At 35.4% G+C, this 13472-nt stretch carries 16 protein-coding genes; all 16 read left to right on the forward strand.

The genetic code is table 11. The annotated features are described in order from the left end of the window. Complete coding sequence (locus AB1349_01660) at positions 1-594, forward strand: hypothetical protein (protein MEW6556043.1); 594 nt, start codon at positions 1-3, stop codon at positions 592-594. A gap of 3 nt (positions 595-597) precedes the next feature. After that, on the forward strand, positions 598-1017 hold the full coding sequence (locus AB1349_01665) for a GPW/gp25 family protein (GenBank protein ID MEW6556044.1): 420 nt from the start codon (positions 598-600) through the stop codon (positions 1015-1017). Continuing rightward, positions 1014-2702 carry a baseplate J/gp47 family protein gene (locus AB1349_01670; GenBank protein MEW6556045.1) on the forward strand — a complete coding sequence of 563 codons (1689 nt, stop codon included), beginning with the start codon at positions 1014-1016 and terminating at the stop codon, positions 2700-2702. The genes AB1349_01665 and AB1349_01670 overlap by 4 nt, the downstream gene beginning before the upstream one ends. After that, positions 2702-3637, forward strand: a complete 936-nt coding sequence (locus AB1349_01675; protein ID MEW6556046.1) for a phage tail protein — start codon at positions 2702-2704, stop codon at positions 3635-3637. The genes AB1349_01670 and AB1349_01675 overlap by 1 nt, the downstream gene beginning before the upstream one ends. A 3-nt stretch (positions 3638-3640) precedes the next feature. Continuing rightward, the gene (locus AB1349_01680; GenBank protein MEW6556047.1) at positions 3641-6049 is read left to right on the forward strand and encodes a hypothetical protein; all 2409 of its coding nucleotides are present in this window, start codon (positions 3641-3643) and stop codon (positions 6047-6049) included. A gap of 21 nt (positions 6050-6070) precedes the next feature. After that, positions 6071-6337, forward strand: a complete 267-nt coding sequence (locus AB1349_01685) for a hypothetical protein (protein MEW6556048.1) — start codon at positions 6071-6073, stop codon at positions 6335-6337. 15 nt (positions 6338-6352) lie between these two features. After that, complete coding sequence (locus AB1349_01690) at positions 6353-8629, forward strand: radical SAM protein (protein ID MEW6556049.1); 2277 nt, start codon at positions 6353-6355, stop codon at positions 8627-8629. A 1-nt stretch (position 8630) separates the two neighbouring features. Then, positions 8631-8861: a hypothetical protein gene (locus AB1349_01695; protein ID MEW6556050.1), complete on the forward strand. Its 231-nt coding sequence runs from the start codon at positions 8631-8633 to the stop codon at positions 8859-8861. Next, positions 8827-9354 carry a hypothetical protein gene (locus tag AB1349_01700; protein ID MEW6556051.1) on the forward strand — a complete coding sequence of 176 codons (528 nt, stop codon included), beginning with the start codon at positions 8827-8829 and terminating at the stop codon, positions 9352-9354. Before AB1349_01695 ends, AB1349_01700 begins: the two co-directional genes overlap by 35 nt. Before the next feature lie 83 nt (positions 9355-9437). Then, entirely contained in the window at positions 9438-10766 is a 1329-nt protein-coding gene (locus tag AB1349_01705) for a U32 family peptidase (GenBank protein ID MEW6556052.1), read from the forward strand. Next, positions 10745-11182: a hypothetical protein gene (locus AB1349_01710; GenBank protein ID MEW6556053.1), complete on the forward strand. Its 438-nt coding sequence runs from the start codon at positions 10745-10747 to the stop codon at positions 11180-11182. The genes AB1349_01705 and AB1349_01710 overlap by 22 nt, the downstream gene beginning before the upstream one ends. Further along, a complete protein-coding gene (locus tag AB1349_01715; GenBank protein MEW6556054.1) occupies positions 11182-12462 on the forward strand; it encodes a cobalamin-dependent protein in 1281 nt (426 codons plus the stop codon). The genes AB1349_01710 and AB1349_01715 overlap by 1 nt, the downstream gene beginning before the upstream one ends. A gap of 8 nt (positions 12463-12470) precedes the next feature. Continuing rightward, a complete protein-coding gene (locus tag AB1349_01720; GenBank protein MEW6556055.1) occupies positions 12471-12689 on the forward strand; it encodes a hypothetical protein in 219 nt (72 codons plus the stop codon). 13 nt (positions 12690-12702) lie between these two features. Then, complete coding sequence (locus tag AB1349_01725; GenBank protein MEW6556056.1) at positions 12703-12921, forward strand: hypothetical protein; 219 nt, start codon at positions 12703-12705, stop codon at positions 12919-12921. Then, positions 12881-13129 (forward strand): hypothetical protein, encoded by a 249-nt coding sequence (locus tag AB1349_01730; GenBank protein MEW6556057.1) that lies wholly within the window; start codon positions 12881-12883, stop codon positions 13127-13129. The genes AB1349_01725 and AB1349_01730 overlap by 41 nt, the downstream gene beginning before the upstream one ends. Next, complete coding sequence (locus AB1349_01735) at positions 13119-13472, forward strand: hypothetical protein (protein ID MEW6556058.1); 354 nt, start codon at positions 13119-13121, stop codon at positions 13470-13472. The genes AB1349_01730 and AB1349_01735 overlap by 11 nt, the downstream gene beginning before the upstream one ends.

Raw genomic sequence — 13472 nt, forward strand, 5'->3', positions numbered from 1 at the left:
ATGAAAGCCATTAGCGATTTCTTTAAAGCAATACCGTCTGGATTTAAGCAATTATTTATGAATGTTATGACAGATATCAGTGAAGATTCTTCACAGAGGTTACTTGATAACCTGAAAGAACGAATCAAGGAACTGGACGAAAAAATCATCAAAGCAAGAAGCAGACAGAAGGCATGGCGTTCTTCTCTTAATGACGCAGAGATGCTGATGGAACACCTTGTTAAATATTGTGAGACAAATTCTACTGTTGATATAGAACTATTGAAAGATTTACTCGCAGGAAGAATAGATGATTTGAAGACACTCATTGTAAAATCTGACCCATTTGAATATGTAGAGAAAAAACGCACTCTTGAAGTGCTGTTAGCCAAACTAATCCAGAGACAGAAAATCGCTGAGATGATATTTAAAGAAGTTTATGCTCTTGAAAAGACCGAAGATGAAATACAGGAAACAAAAACTAAAACTTCTACTGATGACACAGTTCAAAAAGTGCCAGTAAATCCCACCTCTGTAAGCAGGAGCGGGGTAAACAAAACAATAAAAGAGATAGAAAAGAAACCTGCTGCAACAGAAAAACAAGGAGCGAACTAAAAAATGCCTGTTAAAAGAAAGTTTTTAGGTGCTGGATTAAAGTTTCCTTTTTCTATAAGTCCTGGCGGAACGAGTAAATCCGGGCTGGATACTTCAGAAGAAGAACAGCATGTTAATGAATCAATATTTCAGATACTTGCAGCCAGGCTTGGTGAACGGGTAATGAGACGTGATTTCGGTTCAAGACTGCAGGAGATACCTTTTGAGCCAACAGATGATGCTACTATATCTTTAATAAAACATTTTGTAATTGATTCATTAAGAAAATGGGAACGAAGAGTTGAAGTCAATGATATAGACATAGAAACAAGATCAAAGGAAGGTAGGATAGAAGTGAAGTTATCAATCAGATACATAAAAACCAACAGAGTGGGCAACTTTGTATACCCATTTTTTCTTACTGGTGGAGCAGTTAGCATATGACAGAAGAACTAAAAGTTCCACAGGTAGACTATTCAAGTAGAGATTATGAATCAATCATTTCTGACCTGATTGCCAAAATACCGTTTTATGTAGAAGAATGGACTGATTTTAATCCTTCGGACCTCGGAATAGTACTGTTAGAACTATTCTCTTATACTGCTGATGGACTACACTATTATGTTGACCGTATGTTAAATGAGGCATTCCTGCCTACAGCAGTCCAGAGACAGAGTGTAATAAATCTTTTAAAGTTAATAGGTTACACAATGTTCAGTGCAGTTCCAGCAAGTGTCAATTTAGAATTTAATTTAGGTGAAGTAAAACCCAGAGATATATTGATTCCGAAAGGGACAAGAATACAGACTGCAGGTGGTTCACCACTTATTTTTGAAACAACAGATGATTTGATAATTCCTGCTGGTGAACTTACAGGTGAAATAACTGCTATTGAAGGTGAAACAAAGCAGGAAGATGTAGGTATTTCTAATGGTGATATGAACCAGAAATTCTCATTAGAAGGTGTACCAATAATTGATGGTACATTAAAGATATTTATTGATGAAGGTGCAGGGGATGTCTTATGGAATGAAGCAAAATATTTTGTTGATGTGGGACCTAATGAACAGAAATACTGCACTACAAGAGATGCTGAAGATAAAATAACCATTATGTTTGGGGATGGTATAAATGGCAGAATACCTAAAAACGGTGCAAAAATAAATGCAGAATACAGAATAGGTGGTGGTAAGAGAGGCAATGTCGGAGCAAATACAATCACTCAGGTGCTGGATACAATAATGCTTGAAGGGGTACCTATAACAATTGATGTAACAAATCCACTGGCGTCTTCTGGTGGAGCAGATAAAGAAACAATAGAACATGCAAAAAAATATTCACCATTGCAGTTACGAGGGCAGAACCGAGCTGTCTCACTTTCAGATTATATCTGGTTAGCAGAAGGCTATCCTGGGGTATTAAAAGCAACAGTCCGTGCTTTAGTATATAAGGTCTGGGTAACAATTGTCCCTGAAGGTGGCGGATATCCATCTGAAGTTTTAAAGACAGGATTATTAGAGTATTTGAATGAACGTAAAACTATAACCACACAGGTTTATATTGAAGATCCGAAATATGTTGAAATAGATTTATCCGCAGATATTGTATGTAAGGGAAACTTTAAAAAAGCAGATGTAGAAAATAATGTATATGAAGCAGTAAACAATTTCTTTGCAATTGAGAATGTAGATTTTGAGCAACGAATAAATATCAGTGATATGTATGCATTGCTTGATGGAACAGAAGGTGTTGACTATTTAACAATGAAAAAACTTATGATGCATCCGTTGGTTTATATTGGCAGACAGTCAGCAACAGCAGAATTTAAAGATATCACTGTGAAAGAAAACATAAAGACAGAAGAATGGACAATAAATATGATTAGCAGAACTCAATTTACTGTTGAAGGTACTGTAAGTGGTTTACAGACAAATACTGGAACTATTGGAACTAAATATACAACTGATAACGGTGAACTTGAATTTATTCTATCTGTGCTTGTGGGTGAATTATCTGTTGATGACTGGTGGATAATAAGAGTCAGTCAGTGGTTAGGTAATGTGATGATTAAACAGAATGAATTACCAGCAAAAGGTATTGTCCAATTCAATATTACAGGGGGAATTTAATGCCGGCAGAAAGAGGATGGTTAGCACCTGCTGACTTTAAAGCAGGTGAAGTAGACGAAGGTGGAGCAATAGATTTATCCTGGCAGAATCCTGCTGCTACTGACTGGGTAATAACTAAAATATACAGGAGTATAGGTTGTTATGTAACCGACCCTTATGACTGGCGAGGTAAGTTAGTTTATGAAGGTAAAGGAACAAAATACAGGGATGAAAATTTAGAACCTTTACGGGTTTATTATTATGTTGCATTCGGGTTTGATACTGATGGAAACTACGGTGCACTGTGTTTCAGTAGAGACTGGGCTTTAGTAGTAAAAGACTACAAGTATGAAGATTGGTTATATTCACATTTACCTGCAATATATCGTCAGTATGATACTCAAGATAAAGTATTGAAAAGATTCTTAAGACTACCAGCATTAAAACTGAACGTAATCAGGTCATTCATTGAAGCATTTCCGCAGATGATAGATGCGGATACCTGTCCTGTTGACTATTTATGGGCAATAGCACAGTTGTTAGGAGTTGACCTTGAAGCGGTTCTTACAACACAGGAACAGAGAGCACATGTCAAAACCATACTTGATGCACGCTCATGGAAAGGTACACTCAGAGCATTGGAATATCGTCTGCGCTGGTTTCTCAAATGGAATGTATATGCTCGTGAAGGTTTTGAAAGAGTCATGATTACAAACAGGCAGGACCGAAGAACAGGCAGTTTGAAATATGTTGACCTACTTCGCAAGGAAGATGACCGTGCTGGATATGTAGCAGCAACGCGTGGTGGCTATGCTGCTGTTGATTCTGTGAATGTGTATATTTATGTTGACCCTGAAGATGTTCTGAAAGAAACTAAAAAAGAACGAGTTCCTGTATATGAAGAAGACTGGTTACCTGTTGGAGTTTATCCATATAACATATTTGTTGAGGTTTAAACTATGCCATTAAAATTTGGTGTTTCTAAAGATTCATTTAATGAACTAAAGAATTTTGATTTTCTTGTTTTACAGCAGGACGTTCCTTGGCTTGATAGTGATTTCAATGAAATGCAAGAAATCTTTAGAAATAAGCGTATTAAGATTTTACAGGACTTGTATCAGAATGGTGTAAACGGTGTCCCTGAAGATGACTTTAAGATATCCGCATCAGCAATAAATCAAACACAGAATTTTCTCATAAAGAAAGGCAGAGCATATATTAACGGGAAGATACTTGAACAGCATGAAGATTTTGAATATATAGACCGTGCTAATGTTTTATACGGTGTAACAAGGTTTGAACAGGATATAGACTGGTCAAAGTCAGATATATGGCTATGGTTATATCCGGAAGAAATTCTGATAACAGAAGATGATGACCCTGCTATTGTCAATGCCGGGTTTGGTGAGACCTGTGGCAGGAAAAAGATTGTAAATGTGATTTATCCTGATTATACAGGTGCTGATTTATCTGCAACAAAAGGAATTCGGTTAGCAAAGATAACTCCTCAGAGTGGTGGAATTGTTACTGAATTCAGCATTCAGGACTTGCGTGAAGAAAAGAAAATACATGCTGAATTAGCAAAAGTTATTGACCAGACAGATATTCGTCCTGATACAACCGAGCAGGATACATGGGATGGTTCAATTGATACCTTACTGAATAATCTCAACCGGATACGCAGTAAAATAAAAGAAATACTTGGTGGAACCAACTGGAAAGATCCATATCCATTTAATTTACGCACTGGCGGACAGGTAACTGGCAGTATATTTACTAAATCAGGTGGAACTGTAGGAACAGAAAGTCCTGATGGTTTAATCAGTTCATTCTTAAGAACATTTAACAATTTAGTTGATATTAAAATTGATGGAACAGTGGGCAGTGACTTTCGGTTTGCTATTCGTTTCCCTGACGGTTCAGAATATTTAACCATAAAAGCAAATGGTTATGTTGGAATAAAACAGCCTCTCCCGTCTTACGGTCTGGATGTAAATGAGTCAGCCCGTATTGTCAATGATTTATATGCTAACCATGATTTCTGGCTAACAAACAGGTTTTTAATTTCTGCTACTGATAGATGGTGGTCAATAGAACGTTCAGGCCAGGGATTAAAAATCAGAGATAATAATGTCGGTGATAGATTAACAATTGATGCCAACGGTATTTTAAGTTTTTTAGGTCCGACTTTAGATATAGGTGCAAACAAAATCAGGTTCTCACAGGAGAGTGATTTTGCTGATATTTACCTGAAGAGGTTCGGTACAGACCGTGTTGATTTGCAGATAGAATTCGGTGATAATGATACTGAAAGATTGATAATCTCACAGAATGCATCTTCCGGTAGTGGCTGGAAAGACCTGCTAATTCTAACAAGAACTCTCTTGCAACTGTATGCAGGGCTGGAAATAAGTGATAATGTTTCTGCACAGGGAATTTATTCGTCAGGAAAATTAGAATCAGGAAGCATAGTAGATTTACCTTATGCTGGTGGTAGTAAATCCAGCAATGCATTAACCTGGCGAGGAAACTGTGGAATTTATTTATCAAGTGGAATATGTCTGGAAACTGATGCTGGTAATCCTGCTGTTAAGCTAATGCCTGCGGGTGTGACAAAAGCGTATGCTGATAATGATGGATTTGTTATTTCCGGTCGTCTGTCAACAGGACATATTTATCAACCAGGATACAATTATATTTATCCAGGACGTGCAGAAAATAGTGCTTCTCAATCCAGCTGGTATTTAGCATCGCATGGTTCATACGGCTTATATTCAAATACTGGTTTATATTTGGGTGGCGATTTATGGTGTGGTACTATTGCCAGTCGTGGATATATTGAATCCCATCGGTTTGAAAATCATGATAAACCATTTGAATTTTTGAAATCAACATCACTCGGTGCAAATGGTTGGATATACCATGAATATTATGGTAACTGGGGTATATATCATAATAATGACGATGACCGGATTGAGTTCTGCAAGGATTCTTCAGGAGCAAGGGATGTTAAAGTATATATTGATTTATTATACGGTCATGTGGTGGCAGACAGCGAAATTAGAGCTAATCAGTTTTTTGCTAACAGCACAAGTTATTTAGCTGAGACTTACTTGAATGGAATCTTATGGATGCAGGATAACAGAGATATAAGAATGGGTAAAAATGCTGTTCTTTATCCAGGCAGAGTTGATGGAAGTGGTGGTTACCAGAGTAGCTGGTATTTAGGTTCACACAGCAGCTATGGATTATACACGAATACAGGTTTATATATAGCAGGAAGTTTGTGGGTAGCAGGAACTTTAAATGCAACAGTAAGTTATGCAAGTCGTGCTGGTTATGCTGACTATGCATATTATGCTTCGTAACCAAAAGGAGGCGTATTATAAATGGGCAGTTGTAGAAAAGATGTATGGAGTGACTGGTGTGGAGAATATTCCTGGCATTATTATTTACAGTGGGGTGCTGGAAGTTTTACGGATGACCCTGTCAGCACATCAACAAAAATCAGGGTATCGCATATGAATGAGTTAAGAGATAAACTGAAAAGTTTAAACAGTGTTGGAACAAACTGCTGGAAATGCTGGTGTCATAACAGATGTACCTGTGATGCGAAGTGTCACTGTGATTGTCATCATTCACACTGGTGGTCATAATAGAAGGACATTACGATGTTAAATAAAATCTGGTTATCAGTCACAGATAGGTGTAACCTGAACTGTAAGTACTGTTATGTTCAGAAAAAGTTCGGTCATATGTCTTTAGATGTAGCAAAACAATCTGTAATTTTTTTATGTGAAAATTCAGAGCAAGATGAAGTAGCAGTTAATTTTTTTGGTGGTGAACCTTTTATGAACTTTGAAGTTATAAAAGGTTTAATTTTGTATGGTAAAGAAGCCGGAGAAAAATATGGCAAAAACATCAAGTTTGTAATCTCAACGAATGGCACCTTGTTTACAGATGATAAAATGGAATTTTTAAGGAAATATAAGAATACAATAGAGATTGATTTTAGTTTAGATGGAATATGTTCAAGGCAGGACCGCAACAGACCTGCGGGAGAAGTAGGCAGTTACAGAATGATAGTTGAAAATGATGTGTTAGAGAAAATCAAAGAATTCGATAATGTTGTCTATATAACAATCCTACCAGATAATATAAAAGGATTAGCAGAAGATGTTGAAGAACTGCACAGGAAAGGATTCAACAGATTTAGGATACAGACCGCAATAAATGTTTTCGGCAATATAGAGTGGAAAGAACAAGACCTTAATCAGTATGAGAATGAATTAGAAAAAATCGGCGAGTTATTTATACAGCACTATCTTAAACCTGACTGTCTACAAATATTGGGCTGGAACGACTATATAGAGGGAACAGTTAAAGGAGATTATGATGGCTGTGTAGCAACATTAGGAGCAGTTAATATTTACCCGAATGGAGATGTGTATCCCTGCGACTATTTTTATCAGACAACAGACGAAAAATGGAAGTTAGGAAATATCTTTAATGAAGTAAATTTAGGTAGGAGGAAGAAGTTAGATAAACTTGTTGAAGAGATGGTGATAGAAAACGGCTGTTATAAATGTGAGTCATCAGGTAACTGTTTTGAAAAATGTATAGCAGTATTCCTGCAGCATAATAAAAAGAAATACTGCCAGCAAGAAGTTTCAAAAATAAGAATAAAGGTTTTAGACAAAATAAAAGAAAAATTAAAACCCTGGTCTTTCAGATTTTCAAATTTAGAATTATATGTCACAGACAAATGTAATCTGAAATGCGATTACTGTTTTGAGAAATTCAGAAAGCCAGATACTATGTCATTAGAAACCTTAAAGAGAGCCACACAGATAGGTTTTGCACGAGCAGAAACCGACAAATTAGATATAACATTTTTTGGCGGAGAACCGATGTTAGAATGGCCATTATTGAAGAAATACATTTTATGGGTTTTAGATGAAGTCAAAAAATATAAAAAGAAAACTGCATTTATAATGACAACAAATGGTATGTTCTGGAATGATGATATAGAAGAATTTATGAAGAACCACAGTGAAGTAATTTTCTGGCAGGTAAGTTTAGACGGAATAAAAAAAATAAATGATAGACACAGAGGTAAAGGAACAACAGATACAGTTGTAGAAAACTTAAAGAAAGCAAGGAAAATATTCACTGGCTCAAATATAGGAATCAGGGCAACACTGTTACCGGATAGCGTGAAATATCTGTCAGATTCCTGTCGGTTCTTCTGGGAAGATTTGGGTATCAGAGGATTCTCATTTGCACCGGCTTTTGAATTAAACTGGAAAAAAGAAGATTTGGCTACATTAGCAGACCAGTTAGAGAAAGCATTAGATGTAATTGAATTCGGAATAAAAGAAAGAGATGTAATAAATGAGTTCATAAATATTATCGACAGGCCATTAGAATGTAATTCTGGTGGCAGATGCGGTGCTGGAAGAGGAATGTTATCAGTTACACCTGATGGCAGTATTTATCCGTGCCACAGGTTTTATTGCAGTAATACAAGATACAGGTTAGGAGATGTCTGGAATGGAATTCAGGATTATGACAGATATGAATTTTTCAGAAGATTAGAAAAAAGGCATTTTATTAAATGCAGTGATTGTGAAATAAGTTATTGCTGTGCCTGTATGGCAACGAGTGAAGAAATGACAGGCTCAATACTATTACCTGCAATTTCAGGCTGTCAGGTGTTTGAAGTGATAGATAAAGTTATGTGGTTAAAAGGCTGGCCAAGAATAAAAAAAGGAGAAGGTGATTATTCAACAGGGCTGAAAGGAGAAATAGAGATTAAATTAAAAAACGGTACCTTAAAAGCGGTAGATAGAAATGATTTGGTGGTGCAGACACTAAATAGATTATTAGATGATCAGATGAGTATGCGAGAAAGAATAAACAAAATCAAAGCAGAATTAGGAATATAAAATGGAACAAAAAGAAAAGTATGAGGATATTGTTATCAAAGGATTATGTAGGGTTCTTGATAATCAAAAAGAAATAGTAGAAGAAATAGATAGATTACATAAATTAATTCAGGAAATCAAGAGGATCGCTGTTGCGACGAATAGGGAGCAACAGTTTTGCGGCGGGCGAGTGACGACACGAGCCCGGGGAGAACAAAATGGATGTAGAATATTCGAGAATGAAAATGGCTGAAGAATATTTCAACTTGTCTGCTATAAACCAGGCAGATATTAAAACTTATGTAGAAGGCCTAACAGATATCTATCCTGGTAAATGGACAAATATAAGAGATTATATTGTCACAACAAAAGGATGTTCAAAAAATTTAGCTTTTGCAATAATGACACACGAATTATATGTTGACAAAGTGAATGGTATTGTCACTGAGGCAATTATGAATGACTTAATTTCATGGCTAAATACAAACGAGAATACTGAGTATTTAAACAATTACTGGCTTCATTCTTTAATAGGTTTATTATATTTACATTTCGGTAATGCAGAAAAAGGTATAGCCTGGTACAGACATGCACTCAAAATATATTTTGATAAAGTGGATACAGATAAAAATGCTACTGATTCTGCATGGAAAGAAAAAATAGAAGAAGTAGTTAGTACATTAGAAAAAGCAATTTTAGACGGAAACATAAATAGATACGTTCCATTAGAGGATGTTATAGTATGAACCCCGTTAGACCTTTCCAGGTGTCTGATGGGGCGGTCAGATAGTAATAGAATGAGAAATTAAGAATTAGGAGGTCTAACGGGGTGAAATTCGCAATTCCTTTCTGCGGTAGTTTGAAGTTAACTGAGAAGATACTGAATACAGGTAAAGACAAAATAGACTGTGTTTATTTTGACTTGAACTTCCGGTATTTAGGTTCAGGCAGAGAACAGTCAGGCTACTTTGGAATTTTAAGGTCAAACAAAGAAAAAAAGAAATGGTTAAAAGATTTTGATGCTCGTATTAAAGAGTTAATAAACGAACTGCATAGAAGAAATATCAAGGCTTATGGTTTGGTTAATCAATTAGTTTTTACTTATGAACAGACAAAAAGATTTAATGAAATTAAAAGGTATTTGAACAGAATTAAAGATATCGGATTGGACCGGCTTGTAGTAGCCAATCCTTTTGCTTTAAAGATTGCGAAAGATTGCAATTATGATGTTGAACTGTCAGTTAATGCACTGGTGCAGGAGCCAATACAATTGGAATTATTATTACAGTTATTTCCAAATATTAAATCTATGTGTGTTCAGAGAGAGTGGAACAGAAATATTGACTTAATAAAACAGGTTAAAGAACAGTATAAATTAGAAATCAAGATACTGGTTAATGAAGGATGTCTGCCTTACTGTCCGTACAGAATAGAGCATTTTTCTTTAATGGGATTATTACCCTATCAGTTAAAAGATGAAAGAGCAGCAGTTTCTGTCTTACAGAAATATGGTTTCTGTTACTGGGTTCACAGAAAAACGCCAGTATACTCTTTGATGTCACCATTTATAAGACCGGAAGATATTAAACTGTATGAAGGTATTGCAGATGTATGCAAAATATCCGGTAGAACAATGGGCGATCCGGTTTTACCAATGTTATGTTCTGCATATTTTAACAGTGAATTTGATGGTAATCTTTATTTCCTGTTAGATGGAGCAACAGATTATGTGAGAAATAATTTTAAGGTTGATAATAAACATTTCCCGGACGATTGGGGAAAGACAGTCAGTCACTGCAAATATAATTGCAGTGAATGTAATTATTGTTTAAAAGTAGCAGAGAAAATAATTAAGAAAAATACAAGATTTGTTTTTGAAGCAACATCGGAAGATAAAGAGATAGATGAAAATATTAAACTGGCTGCTTTGAAAAGGTTGAGTATCCTGGTGAATGATACAATGAAAATAATCTGGGGAACTAAAGTGCGGTTTATAGATTATTTGGATAATGATGATTTAGAGATACAATTATTGAACTTTTTATTTAAGAGAATTCAATTTATTAATGCATTTGTCAGAAAATTAAGTGCAGTATTCAGGATAATTAGATTCTTTTTGAAAAACAGGTGGATAAAATGGCTTACGAGTATACGCTGACAGATAAAAATCCGTTAAAGTTACTGGTTGAAATAAGTAGTGTTATCAGTAAAAAGTTTGAGTTAACCTATATCGGTCAGAATGGACTGTTAGTTATAGTAGATGAATTAGATACTACCGAGAAGACAGCACTGGATAATGTAATAAACTTACATACAAACACTTTTTATTTAATAAAAAACAGAAAACAAAATATCAAAGCAGATGGAATAGACACAGAACATTTAATTGCCTGTTATCCATACCAGCAGGGGGTAGTAGATATTATGATAAATGGAATTAAACAGAGTGAAGCTAATTTTGATGCTATCGGTATTGTAAAGTATGATTTCAAGACAGCAACACCGGGGACTTATGAAATCCAGTTTAAACAAGGAACTCTGATTTCCAATATTGTAACAGTAGTGGCAGAATAATGAGAGTGTGTTTAGTTTATATTCCACCAGAGGATAATACAGATGGATGTTATATTTTGAATCCGTTAATCGGACCGTATCTTTTAGCAGGAATATTACGTGATAAAGGTTATGAAGTAGAAGTTTTCGATAATTTATGTTTTCTGAATGAGGATTACAGTGAGTTAGTTAAGAAGATTGCCGAATATGATGTAGTTGGGATTTCGCTTCTAACTTTGTCGTGGTATAAAGTCAGAAAATTCTGTGATGATATTAAAGAATTGAACCCGCATATCAGAATAGTTGTAGGTGGGCCGCACACAGTTTATTATGACGGATATATTTTAGAAAATTCTAAAGCAGATGCTGTAATAAGAGGAGAGGGTGAGAGAACATTTTTAAGATATTTAGAAGGTAAAACAGGGAATGGTATGACCATTAGATTGAACAGTGAGATAATCAGATACCCTGATGCAGAATATTTAAGTAAAGAGGAATTCAAAGAATACTACAAACCAGCATATGATTTGATTAAGTATAAGTTTCCATTTCTTGCTGGTGAATTTAGTAGAGGTTGCTGGAACAATTGTTTGTTCTGTTCAGTATTATACAGGAATAGATGGAGATGTATGGCAGATGTGGATACAGTAATAGAAAGTTATAAAAGAGATATAAATCTGGCTGGCAATATGGTTAAAGTGAAAGATGCATGGTTATTGATGGACAATTTGTTGAATGGAGATATTAGATGGGCGACAGAAGTTTTAGAGAGAATTGCGGCAGAAGGATTAAGAATAGGTTTAGCCTGTGATGTACTGGCATTTCAGGATGAAGGTTTTTTGAAAGCATTCAGAAATTCAAAGATAATATTCTGTACACTCGGTATTGAATGTGGCTATGATGAAGGACTCCAGAGATTAGGTAAGAAGTTCAGAATTAAAGATATAGAAGAAATTGCTCCCAAAATAGCAGGTGTAGGAGAAATAACAAGTTCTTTTATAATAGGCTTTCCGTGGGAAACTAAAATAGAAGCAGAAAAGACATTAAGGTTTGCACGATATTTAAGAAAGTATGATTGTTTTGAAAGTATGAACTGGTGGATCCCATTACCATCAAGGTTATGGTTTAATAGAGAGAAATATAGAATTAAAAATGTGGATGAAAGTATATGGGATGGTTTTTATTCATTTAAGAATCCTTTTCACAGTGAATGGAATACAGGGGTTTTTCTAAAGACACATCCGGGTATATCACAGAAGGATTATGAATATTTAGAAAAAATAAAATGTGAAGGAGGTTAAAGAAAAAAATGGTTGATATTACAGGAACAGACCAAGGAGTTCAGGTTCATGAAATGCAGAATTTGGTAGACCAGCCAGCAGGAGCAAGAATTATTGTTTTAGTATTACCTGCAGGCTCAACATCTGCAATACCGGCGGATGCTGAAGTAAAGTATGATGGACAAGTACCAGCGGGAAAGAAATTTACAGGTACCATTACACTCTATGGTAAATTAGAAAATGTCTAATCAGGAGATTACCATGAAGATTGAAGAAAAAATTGCCAAACTGGAAGAAGAAGGACAGAAATTGTCACAAGTATTAAATCAACTGAATACACAGAGACAGCAGTTAGATATTCAGAGGCAGGATATAATTAACAGGTTAATTGAAATTCAGGGTGCTTTGAAAGAATTAAAAAGTATTTTAGAGGAGAAGAATGCAGAGCCAGAAGGAAAGAAATCCGATAATAGGGTATAGAAAAATATTCTGTCAGGTTTTAGCCATTTGTATAGTAGGTATAAAAATCCTGTTTATGAATGGCGGAGTAGAATGGGGCTGGGTTTTGTTCGCTCTTGTATTTGGTTATTCAGTAGTAAATGTAGGTCAGAAGGTGACCACGGGCTGGAACCAATCCGTTTTGACGAGTCATCCTGAACACAACAAAGGAACTTCAGATGAAAAATAAAAACAATAATAACTCTGCAACTAAAAATGTTAAATATTTGCGTAGAAGAACTGACCAGATCCTGATTGAGAGTTTTGAGACCTGGCGCAGTGAGTTTGTGGAAATAAAAACAGATGTAAAACTGATTCTGCATAAACTTGATAATGAGATAGTTCCTCGGGTAAATGAACATCAGAAAATTCTCTATGGCAATCCTGAGACAATGGGTAAGAATGGATTGATTGCTACGGTTCAAGGTGTGAAACATGATATTAAAACTATGAAAACTTTCTTTGCTAGTATCTGGTCAGGAGTATTGATTTTTGTTAACGCCCTGATAAGTTATTTCATGAAGAAACATTAA

The sequence above is a fragment of the Elusimicrobiota bacterium genome (genome assembly GCA_040757695.1).
GTDB lineage: Bacteria > Elusimicrobiota > UBA8919 > UBA8919 > UBA8919 > JBFLWK01.